Source organism: Pseudomonas aegrilactucae (assembly GCF_019168305.1).
Taxonomy (GTDB): Bacteria; Pseudomonadota; Gammaproteobacteria; order Pseudomonadales; family Pseudomonadaceae; genus Aquipseudomonas; species Aquipseudomonas aegrilactucae.
Genome location: NZ_JAHTBI010000045.1, coordinates 46,213 through 71,377 on the forward strand (window position 1 = coordinate 46,213; position 25,165 = coordinate 71,377).

The 25,165-nt window shown below is 62.8% G+C and carries 20 protein-coding genes; 4 read left to right on the forward strand and 16 right to left on the reverse strand.

All coding sequences use genetic code 11. From position 1 onward, the window contains the following. Positions 1 to 217: 217 nt before the first annotated feature. The 14 genes from KUO17_RS13105 to flgB form a co-directional block, all read right to left on the reverse strand. The gene (locus tag KUO17_RS13105) at positions 218 to 3,001 is read right to left on the reverse strand and encodes a glycosyltransferase family 2 protein (protein ID WP_217975980.1); all 2,784 of its coding nucleotides are present in this window, start codon (positions 2,999 to 3,001) and stop codon (positions 218 to 220) included. A 57-nt stretch (positions 3,002 to 3,058) separates the two neighbouring features. Further along, entirely contained in the window at positions 3,059 to 6,616 is a 3,558-nt protein-coding gene (locus tag KUO17_RS13110; protein ID WP_217975981.1) for a glycosyltransferase, read from the reverse strand. A gap of 73 nt (positions 6,617 to 6,689) precedes the next feature. Beyond that, a complete protein-coding gene (locus KUO17_RS13115; protein ID WP_217975982.1) occupies positions 6,690 to 8,273 on the reverse strand; it encodes a flagellar hook-associated protein 3 in 1,584 nt (527 codons plus the stop codon). A gap of 13 nt (positions 8,274 to 8,286) precedes the next feature. Further along, the gene (flgK, locus tag KUO17_RS13120; RefSeq protein ID WP_217975983.1) at positions 8,287 to 10,326 is read right to left on the reverse strand and encodes a flagellar hook-associated protein FlgK; all 2,040 of its coding nucleotides are present in this window, start codon (positions 10,324 to 10,326) and stop codon (positions 8,287 to 8,289) included. Between the two features lie 10 nt (positions 10,327 to 10,336). Further along, entirely contained in the window at positions 10,337 to 11,542 is a 1,206-nt protein-coding gene (gene flgJ, locus KUO17_RS13125; RefSeq protein WP_217975984.1) for a flagellar assembly peptidoglycan hydrolase FlgJ, read from the reverse strand. A 10-nt stretch (positions 11,543 to 11,552) separates the two neighbouring features. After that, positions 11,553 to 12,662 (reverse strand): flagellar basal body P-ring protein FlgI, encoded by a 1,110-nt coding sequence (locus tag KUO17_RS13130; RefSeq protein WP_217975985.1) that lies wholly within the window; start codon positions 12,660 to 12,662, stop codon positions 11,553 to 11,555. 12 nt (positions 12,663 to 12,674) lie between these two features. Next, positions 12,675 to 13,370 (reverse strand): flagellar basal body L-ring protein FlgH, encoded by a 696-nt coding sequence (gene flgH / locus KUO17_RS13135; RefSeq protein ID WP_217975986.1) that lies wholly within the window; start codon positions 13,368 to 13,370, stop codon positions 12,675 to 12,677. A 53-nt stretch (positions 13,371 to 13,423) separates the two neighbouring features. Then, the gene (flgG, locus tag KUO17_RS13140) at positions 13,424 to 14,209 is read right to left on the reverse strand and encodes a flagellar basal-body rod protein FlgG (protein ID WP_217975987.1); all 786 of its coding nucleotides are present in this window, start codon (positions 14,207 to 14,209) and stop codon (positions 13,424 to 13,426) included. 45 nt (positions 14,210 to 14,254) lie between these two features. Further along, a complete protein-coding gene (locus tag KUO17_RS13145) occupies positions 14,255 to 14,995 on the reverse strand; it encodes a flagellar basal body rod protein FlgF (protein WP_217975988.1) in 741 nt (246 codons plus the stop codon). 193 nt (positions 14,996 to 15,188) lie between these two features. Beyond that, positions 15,189 to 15,380, reverse strand: coding sequence for a hypothetical protein (locus KUO17_RS13150; RefSeq protein WP_217975989.1), 192 nt, complete (start codon positions 15,378 to 15,380; stop codon positions 15,189 to 15,191). A 72-nt stretch (positions 15,381 to 15,452) separates the two neighbouring features. Further along, positions 15,453 to 16,814 (reverse strand): flagellar hook protein FlgE, encoded by a 1,362-nt coding sequence (gene flgE, locus KUO17_RS13155; RefSeq protein ID WP_217975990.1) that lies wholly within the window; start codon positions 16,812 to 16,814, stop codon positions 15,453 to 15,455. Between the two features lie 31 nt (positions 16,815 to 16,845). Beyond that, positions 16,846 to 17,553 carry a flagellar hook assembly protein FlgD gene (flgD, locus tag KUO17_RS13160; RefSeq protein ID WP_217975991.1) on the reverse strand — a complete coding sequence of 236 codons (708 nt, stop codon included), beginning with the start codon at positions 17,551 to 17,553 and terminating at the stop codon, positions 16,846 to 16,848. Positions 17,554 to 17,568: 15 nt separating this feature from the next. Then, positions 17,569 to 18,012, reverse strand: a complete 444-nt coding sequence (gene flgC / locus KUO17_RS13165) for a flagellar basal body rod protein FlgC (RefSeq protein WP_028945514.1) — start codon at positions 18,010 to 18,012, stop codon at positions 17,569 to 17,571. A gap of 3 nt (positions 18,013 to 18,015) precedes the next feature. Next, positions 18,016 to 18,423 carry a flagellar basal body rod protein FlgB gene (gene flgB, locus KUO17_RS13170; protein WP_217975992.1) on the reverse strand — a complete coding sequence of 136 codons (408 nt, stop codon included), beginning with the start codon at positions 18,421 to 18,423 and terminating at the stop codon, positions 18,016 to 18,018. A 361-nt stretch (positions 18,424 to 18,784) separates the two neighbouring features. Here flgB and KUO17_RS13175 point away from each other — a divergent pair, with 361 nt between their 5' ends. Then, positions 18,785 to 21,382, forward strand: a complete 2,598-nt coding sequence (locus KUO17_RS13175) for an autotransporter family protein (RefSeq protein ID WP_341869616.1) — start codon at positions 18,785 to 18,787, stop codon at positions 21,380 to 21,382. Positions 21,383 to 21,493: 111 nt separating this feature from the next. On the opposite strand, the gene cheR is transcribed toward KUO17_RS13175, so the two are convergent. Together cheR and KUO17_RS13185 are read right to left on the reverse strand one after the other, a co-directional pair. Continuing rightward, on the reverse strand, positions 21,494 to 22,321 hold the full coding sequence (gene cheR / locus KUO17_RS13180) for a protein-glutamate O-methyltransferase CheR (protein WP_217975993.1): 828 nt from the start codon (positions 22,319 to 22,321) through the stop codon (positions 21,494 to 21,496). A 51-nt stretch (positions 22,322 to 22,372) separates the two neighbouring features. Next, entirely contained in the window at positions 22,373 to 23,302 is a 930-nt protein-coding gene (locus KUO17_RS13185; protein ID WP_217975994.1) for a chemotaxis protein CheV, read from the reverse strand. Positions 23,303 to 23,368: 66 nt separating this feature from the next. Between KUO17_RS13185 and flgA the strand changes: the two genes are divergently transcribed. The 3 genes from flgA (at position 23,369) to KUO17_RS13200 (ending at position 25,122) form a co-directional block, all read left to right on the forward strand. Next, a complete protein-coding gene (gene flgA / locus KUO17_RS13190) occupies positions 23,369 to 24,121 on the forward strand; it encodes a flagellar basal body P-ring formation chaperone FlgA (protein WP_217975995.1) in 753 nt (250 codons plus the stop codon). A gap of 175 nt (positions 24,122 to 24,296) precedes the next feature. Beyond that, positions 24,297 to 24,608, forward strand: a complete 312-nt coding sequence (flgM, locus tag KUO17_RS13195) for a flagellar biosynthesis anti-sigma factor FlgM (RefSeq protein ID WP_217975996.1) — start codon at positions 24,297 to 24,299, stop codon at positions 24,606 to 24,608. A gap of 46 nt (positions 24,609 to 24,654) precedes the next feature. After that, the gene (locus KUO17_RS13200; protein ID WP_217975997.1) at positions 24,655 to 25,122 is read left to right on the forward strand and encodes a flagella synthesis protein FlgN; all 468 of its coding nucleotides are present in this window, start codon (positions 24,655 to 24,657) and stop codon (positions 25,120 to 25,122) included. Positions 25,123 to 25,165: the final 43 nt, after the last annotated feature.

Genomic DNA, 25,165 nt, shown 5'->3' on the forward strand with positions numbered 1-25,165 from the left:
ATAAGGTCTCCAATTGCCCACGCGGTCTGCACGGGCAAGATCAGTCAGGTTCAGGCACCGTCACTGTCAATAATCCGCCGTACTCCGGCATGATCCTGACGCATCGACGCGTTGCCCTGCGGCGCCTGCGGCCGGCCCAGGCCATCGCCACCGCGCGCCCGTACGCCGAGCGCAAAAAAGCCGGGTATGAAACCCGGCTTTTGCAAATCCCGCGCCATCAGCTCAATTCGTCGAGCCACTCCAGCACAGGGGAACCGCCAGCGGCGACCGAGCGTGAAACATCCACACCGAAGCGGTCATCGACCCGCCCACGGCTGCTGAAGGCGCCCGGCCAACGCGCCGCCAGCGCCTGGCACTCGGCAGCACCGAGCACCGGCACCTGCTGGCTGAACAGTTGCGCCTGCGGCGCCCAGATCACCAGCAGGCCGACTTCGGCGGCCTTCAGGCACAGCTCGATGTCCGCACCGGCGAAGGGTTGCAGGCCATCGCACTGTTCGAACAGCGCCTTGCGCACCATCAGGCAATCGGACGACACCGCCGCACAGCTGCGCACCACGCTCGACCACAGCGAGCCCTTGCCCGATTGCGCCGACAGCCCCAGCCATGGCGCCTGCACCCGCGGGCCCGCCAGCAACTCGTAACCGGCATGGCTGATGGCAGCCTGGCGATCCACCAGACGTGCACCCACCACACCGACTTCAGGGCGCTGCGCCTGGTTGAGCAAGGCCTCGATCCAGGCCGGCGTCACCACCTGGCAACGGCTGGACAGCACCACCAGGTATTCGCCGCTGGCATTGGCCGCTGCCAGGTTGAACAACTGCGAAGGCGACTCGACCTGCGCGCCGGCCAGCAGCTTGAGGCGTGCGCCGAACCCTTGCAGGGCCTGGGCAGCGGCTTCGGCCTGGGTGTCGCGGCACGCCACCAGCACTTCGTACCGCGGGTAACGGGTACGTTGCAGCACACTCGCCAGGCACACCTTGAGGTCTTGGAGGTCGTCTTCGGCGGCGATCAGGATGCTCACCAGCGGGGTGGACTGGTGACGGAAGTCGATCTGCAGCTGGCCCTCCCCCGCGTCACCGACCTGGCCGCGATAGCCGAGTACCGACAGGTGACGATTGAGCGTAGCCAGTGCGTCCTCGGCCATGGCGGCACGCCCTTGCTGGCCGATGACCAGGTACTCGTCCATATGCGCCAGGCAGTTCAGGCCGTTCTGCTCGACCAGGCGCAGCAGCAGGTCGAATTCCACCGCCTGCGGATAGGTTTCGCTGTAGCCACCCAGCTCGACGACCGCTTCGCGGCGCACCAGCCAGTGCCTGGACATCAGGTCGGGACGGCTGCGCAGCAGGTCCAGGTTACCCCCCTGACGCACCACGCTGATCAGGCGCCCCTCACTGTCACGCTGCACTTCGTTGGCGCTGATCGCCAGGCAGCCAGGGGCCCCTTGCAACTCGACCTGCAAACGCAGCACGCCGCCGCGGGTCAGTACATCGCCGGCCTGCATCAGCAGCAGCCATTCACTGGGCAGTTGACGCACTACCTGGTTCAGGTGCGACACCACGTTCGCCGGGGTGATCTGGATGAAGTGCAGGGTATCGCGTGCGGTGGTGATTGCCGGCAATTTTCCGGTCTTCAGCACCACCAGCTTGAAGTCGCGCAAACCGCTGGCCAGCAGGCTGTCAAAGGTGGCTTGCAGGCCGGCGGCGTCATCACTCAGGTCGGTGACCACAAATGCAATCTGCGCCACGCGCTGCTTGCCCAGGTGCGCAACGACGCGCTGCTGCGCAGCCGCATCAGGTGTGGCGGCGGCAATCGCTGCCTGCACCTGGCCCGATGCAGTGGCCTGCAGCCAACCGGCCAGATCGGCCTCTGGCGTAGACTCCAGGCGTGCCAGCCACGGCTGCAGTTCATTCACGAACGCTTCGTCGTCCGGGCCGACCAGCGTCGAGAGCAGACGACGACAGACCTCGAGGTTGAACAGGCTCAGGTCCAGGGCCTGCCAGTAGCGTGCACGCAGGGTCTGAACGGTATCGTTGGCGTGCTCCTGCAGCAGTTCGAACTGCTGTACCCAGGTGCCTTCGAGCGCATGCCGATGCGCCTTGCCCGCAGGCCAGGCGTGCACCAGGAACTCGATCGCGCCGAGTTGCTCGAACAGCGGCGCGTTGTAGTACGGCAGCTCGACGAACTGGCGCGGCTCGAAGCTGCGCTGCGGCTCATCGGTCATGCTGGCCCAGGTGGAGGTGAACAGCAGCGCAGCCTCGGTGCCGGCAGCAGTGCTGCGAACGAACTGGTCGAGCAGGGCAAAACCTTCGTCATCCGCACACAGATTGTGCTGATCGGCATCCCACTGACGCAGTACACGTGCGGTCTGGACCAATTGCTCGTCACGCTCCACCGGAGTGAGCGGGCTGGGTGCGTACTGCACCACGGCATCGGTCTGGTCCAGACGCTGGAGTGAGCCCTGGGCCAGCAGCCCATAGGACAGCGCGGCCAGCCAGGCATCGAAGCCCAGACCAGCCGGCAGCTTGCCCAGTACAGCTTGCAGCACCGGCACACGCACCACCGCGCGCCAGGCCGACTGCCCGGCGGCGGCGTACTGCCCGATGAGACTGCGTGCGTCGACGCCGGTCGCCGCGCCCAGGGCTGCGCCGATCTTGTGATACGCCACCACGCTGTTACCCGGGTTGTAACCCAGCACATAGCCCTGGGCCATGTGGCACTGCGGGTGCGCACGCAGGTGAGCGGCGGCGGCCTCGAGGGCTTCAGCGCGCAAAAAGTCCGTGTCCAGGGCCAGGCTCACAAAAGGCGAGGCAACCTGCGCCAGCGCAGCCTGCACGCGTTGCGTGCACGCGTCACCCGAGGCCGGCACAACCGGCTCGAGGGCGACGAAGGCCAGCCCTTGCGCACGGTAGTACTGCGCGGCACGCTCACGATAACCGGGCTCTTCATGCCCCAGCAGGACGACCGTAACGTCGTTGCGCAACCCGATTGCGTTGTCAGCCATAAAGCACCTACCTCTATTGTTGGATGCCCGGCCAGGCACTGCGCTGGCCGGTGAAGATCAATCGGCCAACCAGCCGTTGGCCCATTGCTGCAGATTGTGTGTATTGAGTACGTAGTCGCGCAGCACCGTGGCGCGCAATGCGTCGCCCTGGCGGTAGCTTGCCTGCGGATCGGCCAGGTGCGCGCGAATCGCCTCCAGCCACTGCTCGGTGGTATTGCTCGCCACCCGGGTACACGGCAGGTAGCCGGCGTAGGCCTTGGTGTCGGTACAAATGACCGGGAACCCGCACGCACCGTATTCCAGCAGGCGCAGGTTGCTCTTGCAGTCGTTGAACAGGTTCTGCTCAAGCGGTGCCAGTGCCAGGTCGAGGTTGAGGCTGGCGAGTTTCTGCGGGTACAGGTGCAACGCCACACCGGCATGAAACTCCTTGATGTAGGGGCGCAGCAGGTCCGGGCACATGCCGAAGAATACCCAGTCGACCTCGTTGGCCAGGGTCTTGACCACCTCGGCCAGCAACTCCAGGTCGCCGCGGTGGCTGGTGCCGCCGGCCCAGCCGACACGTGGCCGTACCGAGGTCTGGCGCCTTCCCCGCAAGCCGCCCCACAACGCGCCAGACAACATGTTCGGAACCACGCGAATATCGTGGTGCAGGCTGGACAACGCATCGGCCAGCGGCTCGGTCGACACCACCACGCGATCGCACAGGGCAATGCCGCGGCCGACCATTTCGCGCATGTTGCTCGGCATGTTGCGCCGGTGTTCGTTCTTTTCCGGCACATCGATGATGTAGTCATCGATCTCGTAGATGCGGCGCGCCGAGCAGAAGCGCTTGATGCGAGCCATCTCTTCGATGGAGCCTGTGGTGTAGCGGCACTGCAGGATGATCACATCCGGCTTGCGGCGCTCCATCTCCACCAGGTTTGGCAACACATAGTTCAACTGCCCCTGAATCCAGCCGGCACGCTCCAGCTCCTTGAAGGGGTGACTGACGCGATAATGGCCCACGGCAGTGGTGTTGACCGGCAAGGCCATGACGAAGGGCAACACCGGCCGAATGAACGGCGCCCACCCTTCACGCAGGCCCGGCTCCAGATTGAAGCTGGTCATGCGCAGGCTGAGGTTGTGGTTGTACGCCGGGTCATTGGCCACCTGGGCCAGCCAGCGGCTGTAGAAGTTGTCCTGCTGCCGGTCATCGACCACCGGTGTGCTCACCCGCGTCTGCGCCACAACCGCATAAGGGGTCCAGACGACCAGGTAACCCTGATCGCGAACCCGCAGGCACAGGTCGGCATCGCCGAACGCGGTCGGGAACAGCTCGCCATCAAGCCCGCCGACCTCATCGAACAGTTCGCGGCGCACCAGCAGGCAATCACCACTGACGGCACTGTAGTTCTGCACGCATGCCAGCCGGTTCATGTAGCCATTGGCATCGGCCGGCTGGCCGAAGAACGGGCTGCTGGCCAGGCCGTGCAAGCCCAGCACCAGACCTGCGCCAACCACATTGCCTGCCCTGCTGCACAGCTTGGGCCCGACAACCCCCACCTCCGGACGCTGCGCCTGGCGCACCAGCTCATCCAGCCATTGCGCATCGAAGCACACGCACCCGGCATCGAGCAGCAGCAGATAGCTGCCCCGCGCCTGCAGGCTGGCCTGGTTGTACAGCAGCGGACCATGCGGTGCGGCCACCTGTACGATCCTCAACTGATCGCTGCCCAGCCCGTGCATCGCGGCAAGCCACCCTTGCACCTCTGCTGACTCGTCACCATTGGTGACCACCAGGATTTCGTAGTTGCCGTAGGCGGTGTGCTCGAACACAGACTCGACACAGGCCATCAACGCCGTCACGTCCCGGCCCGCCGCGAGCAGGATCGACACGGCGGGCGTCTCGGCGTGCTGGTAAAGCACGCGGGAGAACATCGTGCCCTCGGCGCTCTGTACCTGGGCCTCAACGCCCAGTCGATCCAGGTGCGCGCGCAGCACCCGAGGCGCCTGCAGTGCACAGCTCGGGTCAAGCTGCCAGGTGCTGTAGCCATGGCGGCATTGCACCAGCAGTTCGGCAATATGCTCGACGGCGCCCAGGCCGTGCTGCTCGACCAGCCGCCAGAGCATGTCTTGCGGAGCCAGCACCTCGAACTGCGGGTCGAAGCCGCCCTGCTCGCGCACCCGCGAACACTCGAACGCAAGCAGACGCCCGAGGTAGGGCGCACTGCGCATCAGGTCGAGGTTGAAGTCCGGTTTCAAGATCGGCTGGCTCGGCACCAGGTTGTCGTTGGTGCCTTCATCGAAGTACAGACACGCGCAGCCGGTGCGCAACGCCATGCGCTCGGCCATGATCACCAGGGCATGCGGGTGCAGACAGTCGCCTGCGCGCAGCAGCAGCACCCACTCCCCCGCCTGGCTGCGCGCGATGCAGGCATTGATCTGTTCGATCGCATTGCCGTGTGCAACCACATGCTCAACCGTCGCAGGGGGCAACGGCTGGCCAGCAGGGCCCAGCACGCAGATACGCGCCGCCTCATACGACTGCTGTTCGAGGCTGTCCAGCGTGGCCTTGAGCGCCGACGCATCGCCCTCGGGGCTCGCCACCAGCACGAGAATGCGCGGGCGCAGCGGCCATTGCGCGATCCGCTTGGGCAGCAGGTTCACCTGCGCCGCCGACAGGGCGCGACAACTCAGCCACTCGCTGTACAACTCGGCGAAACTCAGGCTGCCGGTGCCGACCTGCTGCTGGAACCCGGCGACCTGGCGTGCGTGCAGGCGCGTCATCTCCAGCTCTTCCCAGGCCTTGTCCGGGCCGGGGGTGTAGTGTTCGAGCGGCACATGGCGAACCCAGCCACTGGCCGGTGCCGGCTCGCTGGTACGCGAGGCCAGCATCTGGCGCAGCCACTCGGTTTCGCGGGTGAACGCCAGGGTCATGCTGGTGTGGTGGCTCAGGCGCCCGGCATGCACCCGCTCCAGGCTGAGCATGGTGTTCAGGTACGCCAGGTGCCCGCGGCGCAACAGGCAGATGAACAAGGCCTCGACCAGGCGCGCACGAAAGCCTTCGCCTTCCTGCACCAACTGCGGCAGGAACTCCTGCACCTGGGTACGGCGCAGCAGTGCATGGCTGATCCCGCCGAACAGGTTCGGCAGATTGCTCTCCAGCGCCTCCAGCAAGTCACCGCCGTTGACCACCGCACTGGTGGGCGAAATCATGCAGTTGGCCGCGCGCATCGGCAGCAAGGTCTCGTCCGCCGCGCAGATCAGACGGTGATGCACCACCACGTTCACGTCCGGGCACTCGAGCATCACCGGCACCAATTGGCCGATGCAGTCTTCGACCAGCCAGTCGTCATCGCACAGGAACTTGATGAACGTGCCACGTGCCTGTTCGAGACACATCAGTACGTTGCGCGAAAAACCCAGCGTGGCGGGGTTGCGAACATACCGCAGCTCGCACTTGGCCTGCGCCGCCCACAGGTCGAAAACGCCCTTGACCTCGTCGCCCTGGCTGTCATCGCACACGATCACTTCGATGTTGGCGTAACGCTGGGAGATCGCACTGTGCAGTGCGCGGCTGAGGTATTCGGGGTTGAACGCGGGGATGGCGATGCTGACGAGCGGCAGTTCGTTCATTGAGCTAGACCTGGGAGAAAACCCCAGGTGAAGCGAATGCATCACCTGGGTAGATACTGCGGGAGAGGGTCAATCAGAGGCGGTTGAACAAGCCGAGCCCGGCCAGCTTGCTGAACGCCAGTTGCGAGGCTTGCAGCATGTTCTGCTGCAGGTTCAGGCGGATGAGCACCTCGGCCGAATCGGCGTTGCGAATCGAGCTCTGGGTGACGGTGTTGGCCGACTGCAACGCCTCGTTGGTTTCGGCCTGCACATCCAGCGCGGCGCCACGGCCACCGATGGAGCTGATCGCCTCCGACACCTTGTCGGCGCCACTGGCCAGGTTGCCGATTGCCGAATCCAGCGACGCCAGAAAGTTGCGTCGGGCTGCAGGGTCGTTGTCCACAGGCGTTTTCAGTGCTGTACGCAACTGATGGATGGTATCGAGCACGTTCTGGTTCTGGTGGTTGTTGACCTGAACCGAATACTGGTCGCCATCCTTGGGGGTACCGCTGAACGTGAAGTCGACGCCTGCTACACGGTTCGGGGACACGGTGGTGTCACCGCTGCCCACCGGGCGGCTGTCAGCGGTCATCGGCTGTGCGTAGACATCGAACGTGGTGTCGCTGGTGAACTTGACGATCGCGCCACCACCGGGGAAGGCCGCGTCATACTTGGCCTTGTCGGCGATAGACAGACCGCTGAGCTGACCGTCGGGCGACACGTTGCCCGGGCTGCGCGTGCCTGTGATCTCGTCCGGCTTTGAGCCGAGTGTGAACGTGTGCCCCCTGACGGCGTTGTCCGCAGCAGTCTGGTCGGTCACCTCATTGCCCTGCAGCCCCACCTCCATGCGAATGTCGACGCCACGGAAACTGACAATGGTGTTGGTGCCCTTCGGATCGAAGGTACCGCCATGGGTGGCTTCCAGGGTGCGGTCGACGTTGTTGGCGTCGGTGATCTTGAACTGCGTGCTGCTGGTGAACTCGATCGTGTACGGCTCGCCGCTGCGGAACGCGTCATTGTAGGTCGAGCTGGCAGACACCTGGCCGTTGGACAGGTTCACGCGCACATCGCCCGGCGCAGTCGGGGCGGTCATCGAGGTCTGGCTGCGGCTGGTGTTGAGCGCTTGCTGGAACACGCTGTAGCCGCTTTCGTTGGTTGCCACGCTGAGCATGTCGCCAACCTGCAGGTCAGTGGTGCTCTGGTCGCCCTTGTACGAGTAGGTGCCGTCGGCATTGCGCTCGAAGGGCTGAGTGTCGCCACGCGAACCAGAGAAGATGTACTTGCCGTTTTCGTCACGGCTGTTCATCAGGCTGTACAACTGCTCTTCGAGCTGGGAAAGCTCCTGCTCGTTGGCCTTGCGGTCATTGTCGGTCATGCCCGCGTTACCCGAGCTGATCGCCAGTTCCTTTACCCGCGACAGCACGTTGGTAATGCTGTTGAGGGTGGCCTCGGAGGTGCCCAGGCTGGAGCGTGCGCTGGCGATGTTGCCGCTGAACTGGTTGATCATGTTGCTCTGCTGTTCCAGTTGCAGCAGGCGCGCGGCGCCGACCGGATCGTCTGCCGCGGTACGCACGCGCAGCATGTCGCTGGCCTGCTGCTGCGACTCCACGGCCTTGGCGAAGTTGCTCTGGTAGTTGGAAGTGCTGGTCTGGAAGAACTGGGCAGTAGAAATGCGCACGGTCTACGTCTCCTTAAAGGCTGTTGATCAGCGTGCTGAAAATTTCCTGGGCGATCTTGATGATCTGCGAGGAGGCCGTGTAGTACTGCTGGAACTTGATCAGGTTGCCGGTCTCTTCGTCGAGGTCGACGCCCGACACCGAGGAACTGGCAGCCACCGCAGATTTCTGCAGGGCGCCGGTGGCCTCGGTATCGAGTTTGGCCTGGGCTGCCTTGCCACCGACGTTTTCGACCAGCTTGCCGTAGGCATCGGTCAGGCTGATGCCCTTGCCGTTGGCACCGACATCGACCGTGGCCTTGGTTTGCAGGTCGATCACGGCCTGGCCGTTGCGGTTGTCGGCAGAGCCGGCACCGGTCATGGCCACGGTGTAGTTGTCGCCGGATTTGGGCGCGCCGGCCACGCTCATCTCGAAGTTGACGGACTTTTGCGGCGACCCCACCGGGTTACCGTTGGCATCGACCATCGGCACGCTGATCTGCAGCTTGTTTTCCTGCCCGGGGATGATCGTGCCACTGCCGATTTCATCGCCCTGGGCATTGTGGACCTTGTAGGTCTGGGGGCTGGTGCTGTCGTCGCCAAACACCAGCTTGACCGGCGTGGAATGCTTGAGGCCATTCTCCAACTCGACGCGCTGGACAGCGTCGTAGATGTCGATCTGCGAGGTCAGGTTCGGCTGGGTGATGATCCCGGTCCCCTGGTTGCCCGAACCACTGGTGGCGGTCAGCGGGGCCGCCAATGCGATGCGCTTGGGGTCTGTGAGCACGGTGTCGAGGCTGGCAGCCGCGCCACGGGTCGGGGTGATCTTGAACGAGTCACCTGCGCTCGGCAGGCCGCCGTTCATATCCAGGCTGAAGCCGTCGATCACCGGTGGTGGTGTGTCGTCCAGCTTGTAGGAACCCATCGAGGTGCCTTCGGGCAGCTTGGTGACGGTGTAGTTGTTGTTGTCGCTGAAGGTCACCTGGTAATCGCTGGTGGTCAGCTTGCCAGTGTCCTTGATGTTGACGTTGAGGTTGCCGGTGGCGACGTTGTTGCCCGCCTTGGCAATGCTGCGCTGGGCCATCATGGTGGCGCTGTTGATATCGTTGAACAGGGTGGCACCGAAGTTGCCGTTCTTGTCGATACCTTGGGCCAACTGGCTGTTGATGCGGTCGGCGACCACCAGTGCGACACGGCCAAGCTCGTTGAGCGCCGGTTCGAGCACTTCATTGCGGTAGGTGATCAGGCCACCGATTTCACCACCGCTGACGCTCTTGGTGATATCGATCTTGGTGGTACCGCGATTGAGCACCAGGTTCGAACGGGTCGGGTCGGTCGGGCTGACCACGGTTTCGAGGGTGTTGGTAGTCTTGCCCAGCACCAGTGACTGGCCGTTCTTGAGGTAGACGTCAAGGTTGCCCTCGCGCTCGACCACGTCCACGCCTACCAGGTTGCTGAGCTGGCGTACCGCTTCGTTACGCTTGTCGAGCAGGTCGTTGGGGCTGCCCTGCACGGCACCCACGCGGGAAATCTGGTCGTTGTAGCTGGCAATGGTCGCCGACAGGTTGTTGACCTGGGTGGCCATCGACGACAGGTTGCCGTTGATGTTGGTGTTCTGCTGGTTCAGTTGCGCGGCGATGGTGTTGAAACGCTTGCTCAGCGCCTGGGCGCTGGTCAGCAGCAACTGGCGCGAGGCATCTTCGGTCGGCTTGGCACCGGCACTTTGCAGCGCGGTGAAGAAGCCCTGCAGGGCGCCGGTGATGCCGGTGTCCTTGTCCGACAGCAGCTTGTCGGTGGGGGTGATCTGGTCGAGGTAGGCGTTGGCCTCGCTGCTCAGCGAGTTGGTGGTGCGCAGCTGGTTTTCCAGGAAGTTGTTGTACACACGGCGTACGTCGGCCAGCGTGGTGCCGGTACCGATGAACACGTGGCCTTCACGGATCGAAGACTTTGAGACTTGAATATTCTGCTGGCGCGAGTAACCAGCGGTATCGACGTTAGCGATGTTGTTACCGGTGGTGTGCATGCCGGATTGGGCAGCACTGGCACCGGATAAGCCGATATTGATCAAACTCGCCATAATTCAAACCTTATAGTTTCGTTGTAGTAGCGACAGCTGCGTAGCTCTCGTACGACTTCATCTGTTTTGCGATCTGCGAGATCTTGCTGGCGTAGTCGGGGTCGGTTGCATACCCGGCTTTCTGCAGTTCTCGCACAAACTGTTCAGGCTTATCGGCCGCATTCACCGCATCTTTATAGCGAGCGTTGTTTTGCAACAGGCTCACCAGATCGTGGAAGCTGTCCTGGTACGAATCGTAGGAACGGAACGCCGCGGTCTCCTTGACGAACTGACCGTCGCGGAACTCGCTGGTGATCGCACGCGCCTGGTCACCCTGCCAGTTGCCGGTGGCCTTGATGCCGAACAGGTTGTGGCTGCTGCTGCCATCGGCCTGGCGCATGACCGACTTGCCCCAGCCGGTTTCAAGTGCGGCCTGGGCCACCAGGTAACGCGGGTCGATACCAATGCGCTTGGCGGCCTGTTCGGCCATCGGCAGCATGGTGGCAACAAACTCGTCGCTGGAATCGAAAGCGCGCTTGGCCGGTGCCAGTGGCGGCTGCGCCACGGCGCGACCATAGATACGCATCGCGCCTGGCGCGGCGAAGGTCTGCGCCGGCGCCCAGTCGCCCTTGACCAGCGCATCCGTCGCTGCGGTGGTACGCTGCGGCAATACCGCGGTACTGGTAGTGGCTGCGTTGCCCCCGGCAGCCGGCACGATGCCCGCCAGCAGGCGGTCGGTCAGCTTGCCTGGCAAGGCAAGGCGCCGCGAGTTGAGCGCGGCCATGTCATTGCGCTGGGTAGCAGCAGTGGCATCACGGGCCGGGTCGGCGACCTTGGCCGCCCACAGGCTGCGCTGCTGGATGTCGACCCTCGGGAACGGGCTGTTGGCGCTCGCCGTGCTGTTGGCGGCCTTCTGCTTGGACAGCTGGCGCATCAACACATCCTGCAGGCCGATGCCGCCGCCCTCGCGGGACATGCTCACCGCCAGCTGCTGGTCGTACATCTGCTGGTACTGCTTGGTGGTTTCGGTATTGAGCGGGTTGTCCTTGGCCAGCACATCGCTGGCCGAGCGCATCGACTTGAGCATCTCGTTGAGGAACAGCGACTCGAACTCCTGCGCCACCTTGCGCAGGTTGGCGTCGCTGTCGCGATCGCCGACCTTGAGCGAGTTGAGGCGATTGAGGTCGGTGTAGGCACCGCTGTCCGCGGCGTTGAAGCCGCTTTTAGGCATATCCATGGCCGCCCCCTCAGATCACGATCAGGTCGGCTTGCAGCGCGCCGGCCTGTTTCAGGGCTTCGAGAATCGCCATCAGGTCACCGGGGGCCGCGCCCACCTGATTGACCGCACGCACGATCTCGTCGAGCGTGGTGCCGGGGCCGAACTTGAACATCGGCTTGGCTTCCTGCTCGGCGTTGACCCGCGAACGCGGCACCACCGCCGTCTCGCCATTGGAGAACGGGCCGGGCTGGCTGACGATCGGGTCTTCGGTGATGGTCACGGTCAGGCTGCCGTGGGTCACCGCTGCGGGCGATACCTTGACGTTCTGGCCGATCACGATGGTGCCGGTACGCGAGTTGATGATGACCTTGGCCACCGCCTGCCCCGGATCGATCTCGAGGTTCTCGAGAATCGACAGGTAGTCGACGCGCTGGCTTGGGTCCAGCGGCGCGGTGACCCGCACCGAGCCACCGTCCAGCGCCTGGGCGACACCCGGGCCGAGCAGTTCGTTGACCTTGTCGACCACGCGCTTGGCGGTGGTGAAGTCCGGGCGGTTGAGGTTGAGGGTCAGGCTGTTGCCCTGATTGAAACCGCTGGGCACGGCACGCTCTACCGAGGCGCCGCCAGGAATGCGGCCGGCCGACGGAACGTTGACGGTGATCTTGGAGCCGTCACGGCCCTCGGCATCGAAGCCGCCGACCACCAGGTTGCCCTGGGCGATGGCGTAGACGTTGCCGTCGATACCCTTGAGCGGGGTCATCAGCAGGCTGCCGCCGCGCAGGCTCTTGGAGTTGCCGATCGACGACACGGTGATGTCCACCACCTGGCCGGGCTTGGCGAAGGCTGGCAGGTCGGCATGCACCGACACCGCCGCGACGTTCTTGAGCTGCACGTTGCCCGAACCCGCCGGCACCTTGATGCCGAACTGCGAGAGCATGTTGTTGAAGGTCTGCAGGGTGAACGGGGTCTGAGTGGTCTGGTCACCCGTGCCGTTGAGGCCCACGACCAGGCCATAGCCGATCAACTGGTTGGTACGCACGCCGGAAATGCTGGCGATGTCCTTCAGGCGCTCGGCATGCACGCCAAACGCAGTGGACAACAGCACAGTCGCGGCAATCAGCTGCTTGATGTTGAACATGGTCATCCGAACCTAGAAAGGCCAAAGCGGGCTGATGAAGAAACGGTCCAGCCAACCGGGCTGGCTGGCATCGGCAAACGAGCCGGTACCCGAATAGGTGATACGTGCATCGGCGATACGCGTCGACGGCACAGTGTTGTCGGTGGCGATGTCATCGGCGCGCACCATGCCGGCAATGCGCACCAGTTCGTCACCGGTGTTGAGCGTCATCCACTTCTCGCCACGCACGGCGATGATGCCGTTGGGCAGCACATCGGCCACGGTGACGGTAATCGAACCGGTCAGGGTGTTGCCCTGGGCCGCCTTGCTGTCACCCTTGGTGGTGCGATCGCCCTCGTAGCCTGCGCTGAGGCTCAGGTCGTTGCTGCCGATCGGGTTGTTGGTGGTCATGCCCGAACCGAACAGCGACGTCAGGCCGATGTCGGCCTTGCTGTTCTTGGCGATCTGCGAGTTGGCGTTCTTGCTCGCCTGGGTACGCTCGTTCAGGGTGATGGTGATGATGTCACCGACCCGGAACGCCTTGCGGTCGCCGTACAGGTTCTGCTCGAAACCGGCCTGGTAGATCGAACCATTGTTGGCCGCCGCAGGCAGGGGCGTACGCGGCAATACTGGCGCGTAATACGGGTCGTTGGGCTTGGGCGTCGGTGCGACGCAACCGGCCAGCAACACCACCCCACCCAGGGCAAATACGGACAACAAACGGCTCATGACTCTGACCTCACGGTGTAACAGGCGCTGCACGAGCGCCCCTGGGACTTCACTTACAGGTTCTGGGTAACGAACGAGAGCATCTGGTCGGCGGTGGAAATCACCTTGGAGTTCATCTCGTAGGCACGCTGGGTGGTGATCATGTTGACCAGCTCTTCCACGGTGCTGACGTTGGAGTTTTCCAGGGTCTGCTGCAGGGTGGTACCAAAGCCGTTCAGGCCCGGGGTACCGATCTGTGGCGCGCCGCTGGCGGCGGTTTCCAGGAACAGGTTGCCACCCATGGCCTGCAGGCCGGCCGGGTTGATGAAGTCGGCGGTCTGGATGTTGCCGATGACCTGGGCCGCCGGGTTGCCGGCGGTGGTGATCGACACGGTGCCGTCCTGGCCTACGGTAAAGGTCTGCGCATCCAGCGGCACGACCACGGCAGGCTCCAGGGCAAAGCCACTGGCGGTGACCACCTGGCCATCGGAGTTCAGGTGGAAGGTACCGTCGCGGCTATAGGAAACGGTGCCATCGGGCTGCAGCACCTGGAAGAAACCGCGGCCATTGATGGCCATGTCCAGCGGGTTCTCGGTGGTTTGCAGGCTACCGGTGCTGAAGTTTTTCTGGGTGCCGACGATGCGCACACCCGTACCCACTTGCAGGCCTGACGGCAATTCGCTGTCCTGGGTCGACTGGGCACCTGGCTGGCGCTTGATCTGGTAGAGCAGGTCCTGAAACTCGGCACGGTCGCGTTTGAAACCGGTGGTCGAGACGTTGGCCAGGTTGTTGGAAATGGTGCTCAGGTTGGTGTCCTGGGCGGACAAGCCGGTTTTACTGACCCAAAGAGCCGGAAGCATGCTGTTCTCCTCGTGCGCCTGTTTTACGGCGCTACGCCTGTGTAATTAGGTGATTTGCAAAACCCGAGCCATGGCTTCGTCGCCTTCCTTGGCCGTGGTCATCATCTTGACGTGCAGTTCGAATTGACGGGACAGCGCCAGCACCGAGGTCATTTCCTCGACGGCGTTGACGTTGCTGGCTTCCAGAAAGCCCGACACGACCTGCACGTTGGCGTCGACGTCTGCCGGCTGGCCGCTCTTGGTGTGGATCATGCCGTCCAGGCCCTTGGTCATGGTCTTGACGTCGGGGTTGACCAGCTTGATGCGGTCGACTTCAGCCATCACCCGCGGGCCTTCGCCCATGGCGCGGATACTGATGGTGCCGTCCTGGCCGATCTCGACCTTCTGCTCGGGCGGCACGGCAATCGGGCCGCCGTTACCCATCACCGGCATGCCGTTGCCGGCACGCAGCACGCCGAGGGCGTCGATATTGAGGCTGGCGGTGCGCACATAGGCTTCGCTGCCGTCGGGCGCCTGCACGGCAATGAAGCCGTCGCCGCCGATGGCGATGTCCATGTCACGACCGGTTTCCTGCAGGGCACCGGGGCGAAAATCGGTGGCAGGGCGTTCGGTCATGGCATAGGCCCGCGCCGGAAAGCTGTCACCAAACACCGGCATCGACCGCGCCTGCTCTAGGTCGCGCTGGAAGCCGCTGGTGGAAATGTTCGCCAGGTTGTTGGCATGGGCCCGTTGCGCCAGTGCATTCTGACTGGCGCCGGTCATGGCCACGTAAAGCATCTTGTCCACTGATCATCCTCCACTGCGCTGGCGAACACTTGCCGTTCACCGCTGCTCTTGGGCTCACTAAAGCAAGTTTCAAACCAACTTCCAGACACACCGGGAAAGCCCCGTAAATGCGGGGCTTTCAGCGCGGGCAATTGATTGCACCGAGGGAGGCACCGTCGAAAATACGGCGCCGGCTTGCCGCTATCGGCAATGCTCAACGGTCGCGGCAACCGGCATTGTTGAAAGGCCCGGCAAAACGCTTCCAGCCCTCTCCCGGCGAAAGCTGCGAACAGACCAGGCGACCATCGGCCTGGCTTTCCCAGCGATACCAGGCGGCCATGTCGGCGCTGGCATTGACCGCCAGCAGCATCAGGATCACCCCGGTAAACTTGAGTGCGCGCTTCATGTCCATTCCTTCCGAAACAACGAACCCCTTCCGAGAAAGGGGTCCGTCCATACTCACGCCATCAGGCAATCATCAGGTCATCTGGATGATGGTCTGCATGATGGTGCTTTCGGTGGAGATGGTCTTGGAGTTCGCCTGGAAGTTGCTCTGCGCCTTGATCAGCTCGACCAGCTCCATGGTCAGGTTGACGTTGGAGGCTTCCAGCGCATTGGACTCGATCGAACCCAGGGTGCCAGTCTTCGGCGTGTCGATGCCCGGGATGCCCGACGCGAAGGTCTCTTTCCAGCGGGTACCGCCCAACTGCTCCAGGCCCTGCTCGTTGGCGAAGCTGGCAATCGCAACCTGGCCGATGGCACGCGATTGCTGGTTGCTGAAGCTGGCGAACATCACGCCGGTGGAGTCGATGCTCAGGCTGGACAGGATGCCGGTGGCATAGCCGTCCTGCGACTGGGAATCACGGGCAGTATCGGCGTTGTAGGAACTGGTGCTGGTCATGTTCAGGCGAATGCCTGCGGCATTGCCTGCCGAGCCGTTGGAGGCCCAGGTATCGGTAGCCTTGTCGTAAGAGGCTGGCACCCAGCCCGTCATGGTGAAGTTGTTGTTGAGCACCGTCCAGGACTTAGGCGCAGTAATGCCGGTAGGATCGGCAGCCATAGCCTTGACGCTACCGTCCTGATTGAAGCTGATCGTACCCGTCAGCGGCGTGGTGCTCGCTGGGTTGAAGGGGTTGCGACCATCAACCAACGTGTACATTGTCCACTCGTTGTCCGCAGTCTTGCGATAGAACTGCTCCATCGTGTGCTCGTTGCCCTGACTGTCGTAGACCTTGGTCGGGAACGACTTGGTATAGGTAGTTTCGTCAGCCGGGTCGAACACCTTGTTGGGAATCTGCGTACCCGCATTGGCCGGATCTTCAATGGTCAACGGAATTTTTTCCGCCGAAGAGTTCAGGTTGATACCCTGATCAATCAACGTAGTCGATTTCGGCGCCAGCGCCGACGTATCAATCTTCAGGTCGGTCAAAAGACCCTTGATGATCTTGCCGTCGCCATCAGCCGCATAACCTTGCAGACGGATACCGTCCGAGGTCACCACGAAGTTGTCCTTGTTGGTCTGGAACGCGCCGGAACGGGTGTAGCTCAGCGAGCCATTGTCGCTCAGCACGAAGAAGCCCTGACCCTGGATACCCATGTCCAGCACGTTGCCGGTGTTGTTGATGTCGCCCTGGCCAAACTGCTGCGAAACAGCCGCCAGACGCACGCCGTTACCGACGGTCTTGCTGCCCACGCCCAGCTTGCTGGCCGAGTACACGTCGGCGAATTCGGCGCGCGACGATTTGAAGCCGGTGGTCGAGACGTTGGCGATGTTGTTGCCGGTAACAGCCAGTTGTTTGTTGGCTGCATAGAGACCGCTAAGGCCGATATTGAAAGACATCTTTCCACTCCTTGTGCCGCGTTAGCCGGCTCTATATACCGATGGTTTGGACTTTGGACAGCGCAACGCTGCCCAGGCCAGCGAGGTTGAGCATCAGCTCGCCGCCGGTCTGACTGATGGTGACGCTGTTGACGGTGGCCGGCAGCAGCGTGTACATCTCGGCCGCCTTGCCATCGACCGTGGTCTTGGCCGTGAAGGTGTAGGTGCCCGGATCGACCTTCTCGCCCTTCTCGTTGGTGCCATCCCAGATGAAGTCGGCATTGCCGGCCGCCTGCGCACCCAGGTCGATGGTCTTGACCGTCTTGCCATCCTTGTCGGTGACAGTGACGGTGCCCGAAGTGATCGACTGCGGTACCACCACCTGCCCCGTGAAGCTCTTGGTGGTATCGACCACGGCCTTGTCGGCCTGGGTGATCACCGAGCGACCGACCAGCCCCGACGCCTGCAGGGCCTGGGACGAGCCCATGGCACCGGTGATGGCGTTGACCGAGTCGTTCAGCGAGGTGATGCCCTCGAGGCTGGAGAACTGCGCCAGCTGGGCGACGAATTCGCTGTTGTCCTGCGGATCGAGCGGGTTCTGGTGCTGCATCTGGGTTACCAGCAACTGCAGGAACGCGTCCTTGCCCAGGGCCTGACCGTTGCCGGACTTGGCACCGGTGCTCGCGCCCAACGCACTGGAACCGGTGGAGCTCTTGACGCCGGAATTGGAGATGACGTCGTTGATATTTACATCAGCCATGGAAAACGCCCCTTATCACTGACCCAGGGTCAGGACCTTCTGCATCATGGTTTTGGCCGTGTTCATCAGCTCGGCATTGGTCTGGAACGAGCGGCTGGCAGAGATCATGTCTGCCATTTCCTCGACCACATTGACGTTGGGGTAGTAGACGTAGCCGTCCTTGTTCGCCGCCGGATGGTTCGGCTCGTAGCGTGCTTCAAGGTTGCTCTGGTCTTCGACCACGCCCAGCACCTGCACGCCCTGGCCGGCTTCGCCCTGGTCCTGGAACAGCGACTGGCTGACGCCGCCCTGTGCCTGCTGGAAGGTGGTGGCGAACACCGGGTGACGCGCACGGTAGGTCTGGTCGATGCTCGACGAGACGGTCTCGGCATTGGCGATGTTGGAGGCGACGGTGTTCAGACGTGTGGTCTGCGCGCTCATGCCGCTACCGGCAATGTTGAAAACGCTGGCAAGGGACATGAATTACTCTCCGCGCAGGGCTGACACCAGCCCTTTGAATTTACTGTTGAGCAGCGTGAAGCTGGCCTGGAAGCCCACCGCGTTCTCGGCATAGCTGGATTGCTCGAGCTGGGCGTCCACGGTGTTCTGGTCGATCGAGGGCTGCATCGGCGTGCGGTACTGAAGGGTCTCGTCACCCATGGCCAGGCCTTGCGCCTCTATGTGCCGGGTGTTGGTCCGGTCCAGGGCGAAGTGGCCGTTCTTGACCTTGTCGGTCTCGGCGGCCAGCACGGACGAGAAGTCCATGTCGCGCGCCTTGTAGTTGGGCGTGTCGGCGTTGGCGATGTTGTTGGCCAGCACTTCGGCACGCTGAGCGCGAAAGCCCAGTGCCTTTTCGTGGATGCCAAGCGCTTTGTCGAAACTGATGCTCATGTCGGAGAAACCTTTGAAGGTTGACCGTAAGGGTTCGTTGCCGGAGATATAGCAAGTCCTGTGCCAAAAGACCAAACCCAGCAAAGCCGGGGCTTGGCTGCGCTTGCCGTTGGCGGCAATGCCAGAAAAGCGGCAATGGATTTCCGCCAGGTGTCAGCAAAGCGGCAATCGGCAAGCAGCGGCAAGCGACCAACGGGCGCACAGGTCATCGAAAATCTGACGCCAAAGTTAGTATTAATTTGCCATCCCCCCCGCTAAGATCGCCGCGCGCTGCTGCGTGGCATCTGGCCATTATCCACCCCATGGCCATCACATCACGCAGGGAAGCGCCGTACTCAATACGTTGTCTAAGGAAGAAACCGTGACGCCTGTGATTTTCCGCAAGACCCTGCTGGCCCTGGCCATCACCGCCACTGCCCTGCCCGCCAGCGCTGCAACCGTTCAGTTGACCAACGCCGGCCTGGTCAGCGAGCACCAGACCTACCAAGGCGGCCTGGAGATCACCGGCGCCTACACCGGCAGCGGCGCGGAAGATGCCATCGAGTTCAACGGCAACCACGTCCAGGGCGACCTGATCCTCAACGCCACGATCAACAGCCGCGGCAACCTTGCCGGCGGCATTGACCTGGACGCCTGGGAAGGTGCCGCGCCGTGGGTCGAGAACCAGATCGACGGCAACCTGATCAACAAAGGCAGCATCAGCACGGTGGGCGGCGGCTCCAACGCCCTGATGATCGACCCGGCCACCATCAACGGCAGCGTGATCAACCAGGGCCTGCTCAGTGCCACCGGAGAGCCGCTGCTCGACAATGGCGAAACCGACGTGGCCCGCGCCCTGGACTTCACCGGCACGATCAAGGGCGACCTGCTCAACGACACCACCGGCCGCATTATCGCCAAGGGCACCGACGCCAAGGGCATCAACCTGGAAGGCGGGCGCATCGACGGCCGGGTGATCAACCGCGGCCTGATCCAGGTCACCGGCAACGGTGCCACTGCGATCGACGCCACCACCCGTGGAGAAGGCCTGAATGCAGACAAGGTCGACCTGGCCGGCATCCTCAACAGCGGCACCGTCATTGCCAGCGGTAACGACGCCGAAGGCATCCGTGTCGACGGCGCCAGCTTCAGCGGCACCAACAACCACGTGGTCAACACCGGCACCATCCGGGCGACCGATGCGGCCATCGTGATCGGCAACTTCGATATCGATGCCGTGCAGAGCAACGCCCAGGCACCCTTGCACATCATCAACAGCGGCACGCTGATCTCGCAAGACGAAGCCGTCGATGCGTCCGAGTCCCAGGGCCCCGTTTACCTGACGCTGCTGAATGGCAGCAAGGTGACCGGCAACCTGATCGACCTGAATTACATCGAGGTGTACGGCAACGTCAACTTCAGTGGCACCGACAGCAAGGCCGATGGCGCCAACATCCGCCTGCGCGATGGGGGCCGGATGTACGTCGGCAACAGCTTCACCAACCGCCCGGCGCACCTTAACTTCGAGCAGCCGCATACCAGCCTCAAAGGCAGCCTGATCGTTGCCGACAACGCATCGCTGGGCCTGAACCTGAGCAGCGCCACCAACCCCGACACACCGGTGGTCAAGGTAAGCGGGACGGCCGCGTTCAGCAAGAACGCACAGGTCAAGCTGGCCGCCCATGGCAGCGACTTCAGTGTCAAGGGCACCACCTACAACCTGATCCAGGCCGGCAATCTGACGGTGATGAATGCGGACGGCACCCAGGTTGATCCGAAAGGTAAAATCAATCTGGTGAGCAGCTCGGCACTGCTCAAGGTCGACGGTTACCGCGCCAGCGGCAACACGCTGGTGGCTACCGTGACCGGCAAGGGCGACGCCGAGATCAACCAGATCCTGCTCGCTCAAGGGGCCTCGGCCAACAGCCAGCAAGCGCTGGGCAGCCTGAACCGCGACAACCTCCTGAGCAAGTTGAACGCCAGCGACCCGCTGCTGCAGGCCTTCGCCAACGCTGACGAGGCCCAGTTGGCCAAACTGGCCGAACAGTTGGCCCCGGAAGTCAACGGCGGTGCGACCCAGGCAGCCACCACCAGCCAGAACCTGGTGAGCAACGTCACCGGCAGCCGCACCAGCGGCCTGCGCGGCGCCTCGTCGGGTGAGGCGTTCAAGGACACCGGCGTGTGGGTGCAGAGCCTGTACAGCGACGCCAGCCAGGACCTGCGTGACGGCGTGGCCGGCTACAACGCCTACAGCCGCGGCATCGCCGTGGGCGCCGACGGCAAGGTCAGCGACGACCTGACCCTGGGCCTGGCGTACAGCTTCATCAACACCGACGTCAACGGCAAAAGCGGCAACCAGACCGAAGTCGACAGCCATGCCTTCACACTGTACGGCGGCTTCGAGCACGGCAACTACTTCGTCGACGCCAGCCTGACCTACGGTTTCAACGAGAACGACAGCAAACGCAGCATCGCCGGCACCTCGGCCAAGGCCGATTACGACAGCGACCTGCTGGGGCTGAACCTGGTCGGTGGCTACACCTACCCCATCAACCCGCAAGTGCTGGTAGAGCCGCGCATTGCCGCACGCTACAGCCTGGTGAACATCGACGGCTACCGTGAGAAGGGGTCGTCGGCCGCACTGAAGGTCGAAGACCAGCGTTACGAAGCCATCGAACTGGGCGCAGGCCTGCGCGTTGCCGGCAATTACCTGCTGGGCGCCGGCACGCTGAAGCCGCAAGCCAAGCTGATGGCGTACCACGACTTCGCGGCGGATGAAGCCAAGAGCACCTCGACCTTCCTGCTCGGCAACACGCCGTTCGTCACCAGCGGCGCCAAGGCCGTGCGTGACAGCTATGAGGCCGGCGTAGGCGCGGACTACACGCTGGGTGCGGTAACCCTGGGCCTGAACTACGACTACATCGGCAAGTCGGGCTTCGACGCCGATGTGTTCTCGGCCAAGCTGCGTTACGACTTCTGATCGGCGGCGCAGCCTTCGCCAGCAAGGCTGGCTCCTACGGGAGCCGACAATGCTGGCGAAGGGCAACAGCATGAAAAAGGCCGGTGTCTCGCGACACCGGCCTTTTTCGTTTCACTTGGCCTGGTAGATGATACCCGGGCTGCACTGCACCATCTGGTAATGCTCAGGCAGACCATTGAGCGCTTCGGACGCCCCCAGGAACAGGTAGCCCCCCGGCTTGAGCGTACTGTGGATACGCAGCAGGATGTCTTTCTTGACCTGCGCCGAGAAGTAGATGAGCACGTTACGGCAGAACACGATGTCGAACTTGCCCAGGCTCGCGTAGCTGTCGAGCAGGTTGAACGAGCGGAACTCCACACGGCTGCGAATCGGCGCCTTGATCGCCCAACGCCCCGGCCCCTTGGGGTCGAAATAACGCTGCAGACGCTCTTGCGACAAACCCCGAGCAATTGCCAGGCTGTCGTACTCACCGGTCTTGCAGTTGGCCAGCATCGAACCGGACAGATCGGTGGCAACGATCTGCGCCCCCATCTTCAACTGGCCGATGTTGCTGCGCTCGAACTCGTCGATGGCCATGGAAATCGAATACGGCTCCTGCCCCGAGGAACAGGCCGCCGACCAGATCCGCAGGCGCTGCCCCGGGTTGGCCTTGACCTGCTCGGGCAACACCTTGTTCTTCAGTACCTCGAACGGATAGGTGTCGCGAAACCACAGGGTTTCGTTGGTGGTCATGGCATCGACCACTTGCTCGCGCAACCCACTGCGCGGCTGAGTCTGGATACGCTGGACCAGCTCACTCAACGACTTGATGCCCTGCTGCTCCATCAGCTTGTTGAGACGGCTGGACACCAGGTACTGCTTATTTTCGCCCAGCAGGATGCCACAGGCTTTTTCCAGGAAGACCCGGAACTGTTCGAAATCCAAATTACCCGTAGACAATGATGCCGCCTCTTAAATCATGTGTAACGCCAGGGGCAACGCCCCTGGCCGTTAGTGCGTGGACTTGATGCGGTCGACCACACGTTGCGCCAGGTCGTCCGGCCGGAACTTGGCGAGAAAATCATCCGCGCCCACTTTCTTGACCATCGCCTGGTTGAAGACGCCAGACAGCGAAGTATGCAGGATGATGTGCAACTTTTGCATGCGCGGGTCGCTACGGATTGCGGCGGTCAGCGTATAGCCGTCCATTTCCGGCATCTCGATGTCGGAAATCATCATCAGAAACTCTTCTTCCGGGCGCTTGCCCTCGTCCACCAGCTTGCGCAGGTAGTCCAGCGCCTGGCGACCGTCGTTGAGCGCCACCACCTCGACCCCGACCGTCTGCAGGCAACGGCTGACCTGCTTGCGTGCGACCGAGGAGTCGTCCACCGTCAGCACCCGCAGCGAGACCGCCTTGCCCTGCACGTCGGCATCCACCACGCCCGCCGAGATGGACTCGGAGGTGGGTGACACTTCGGCGAGGATCTTCTCCACGTCGATGATCTCGACCATCTTGTTGTCGACCCGGGTGACCGCCGTCAGATAATGGTCGCGCCCGGTGCCCTTGGGTGGCGGATGGATCTCTTCCCAGTTCATGTTGACGATGCGCTCGACCGAGTGCACCAGGAAGCCCTGGGTCTTGGTGTTGTACTCGGTGATGATCACGAAGCTCTTGCCGATATCTTCACTCAGACCGGGCATGCCGATCGCCATCGCCAGATCCAGGATCGGGATGGTTGCCCCACGAATACTCGCCACACCGCGCACCACCGGGTTGGACTTGGGCATGATGGTCAGGTTGGGGCATTGCAGCACCTCCCGTACCTTGAACACGTTGATCCCATACAGCTGATCGCCATTGAGACGAAACAGCAGCAGCTCGAGACGGTTCTGCCCTACCAGTTGTGTGCGCTGGTTTACCGAATCCATTACACCAGCCATGCCAGACTCCTTAACCAAAAGCCTGCGTTTCGTACCAGTCGGCACGCGCCTTGCTTTTTTAACTGTATGAACACGAAAACGACATTTTTTCGACGCCTGACTCGCCACCTGCCCGGCATCCTTGCTGCGCTGTGCCTGCTGGCCCCTGGCGTTCGAACTCTGGCTGACGCTTTCACCTTGCCTGAACAGCTTATCGGTGTCACTCAGGGGTTTCTTGAATTCACAGTTGAGGATTATCTGGCAACCAGCCAGACCGAAGGCCGTTTCGAGATCCAGGTCAACACCCTCGACCCGCGCCTACGCATGCCGCTGTGCGACCAGCAACTCGGTGCAACCCTGGAAAGCCCCGCGCAGCCGCTGGGCCGCGTGACCGTGCGGGTGCGCTGCGACGGTAGCTCGCCGTGGACGGTATTCGTGCCGGCCCAGGTACGCCTGTTTCGCAATGTGGTCACCGTCAGCCGCCCGCTCAAGCGCGAAAGCGTGGTGGGCGAACAGGACGTGAGCCTGCGCGAGCGCGACGTGGGCATGCTCAATCAGGGCTACCTGACCAGCCTCGACCAGGCCGTCGGGTTGAAGGTCATCCGACCGACGGTCATCGATCAGGTGCTCACGCCCCTGCATCTTGAACAGGCCGAGGTGGTGCGCAAGGGCGATCATGTGGTCATCGTTGCCCGCAGTGGCACCCTGAGCGTGCGCATGCCGGGTGAGGCACTGAGCAAAGGTGGCATCAGCGAGCAGATACGGGTGCGCAATCTCAACTCCAAGCGCGTGGTCAAGGCCAGGGTCACCGGGCCGGGCCAGGTGGAAGTGGCCATGTGAGGTGTGTCACGAAGCAGGATCAAACAAGGCTGGCGATCAGGAACCGCTTTTCCTAAACTGTGTCGAAACGGGTTGATGGACTTGCCGCGCAAGCTGCTTTGCATTTGCGTCTAAAGTTTCTTTCGGGTTGGCCGAAAACAAGGCAAGCGTCCAAACACCCAGAGGTTTTCTGATCATGGTCATCGACTTCAGTCGTTTGAGTAACAGCCCGTCCGTAACGGGCGGCGTGCGCACCGGCAACAGCCAGGAAAGCAGCGCCACCACCCGCACCAGCACCAGCGCTACCGAGGCTGGGCAAAGCGGCGAAGCAGTACATCTGAGCCACGAGGCTCAGCAGTTGCAGCAGGTCAGCGACAAGCTGCGCGACCAGCCGATCGTCAACAGCGCCCGTGTGGCGGAGTTGAAACAGGCCATCGCAGACGGCAGCTACCAGGTCGACGCCAACCGTGTCGCCAGCAAACTGCTTAATTTCGAAGCCCAGCGCTAGCCCTCTGGCGCGCTGACTTCAGGACGCTAAAACCAAGAGCCAGCCAATGCACGACACTACTCTGCTGCAACTGATCGAAGACGATATTGCTCCAGCGCAACAACTGCTCGAGTTGTTGCAGGCTGAAGCCGTGGCCCTTCACGGCCGCGACATGCCATTGCTGGAGAACATCCTGGCCCGCAAGCAATCGCTGGTGGTGCTGCTCGATCAGGGTGGGCGGCGGCGTAGCCAGCACCTTGCAAGCCTGGGCCTGAGCCCGGACCGCGAGGGCGTGATCGCCCTTGCCGAGCAGTCCGACCTGGGTGCAACGCTGATCGAGCAACTCGACGTGCTGGCCGCACTGATGAACGACTGCCAGGCGGTGAATGCCCGTAACGGCCACGCCATCCAGCTTCAGCAGAGCACCACGCAGAACCAGATCCAGATCCTCATGGGCGGCGAATCGCCGTCGCTCTACGATGCCCGTGGCTCGACATCGCCACTGGCCAAGCCTCGTGCACTCAGCCAGGCGTGACCCCCTCTATCAAGGCACGAATCATGCTGGCAGAATGCTAGCA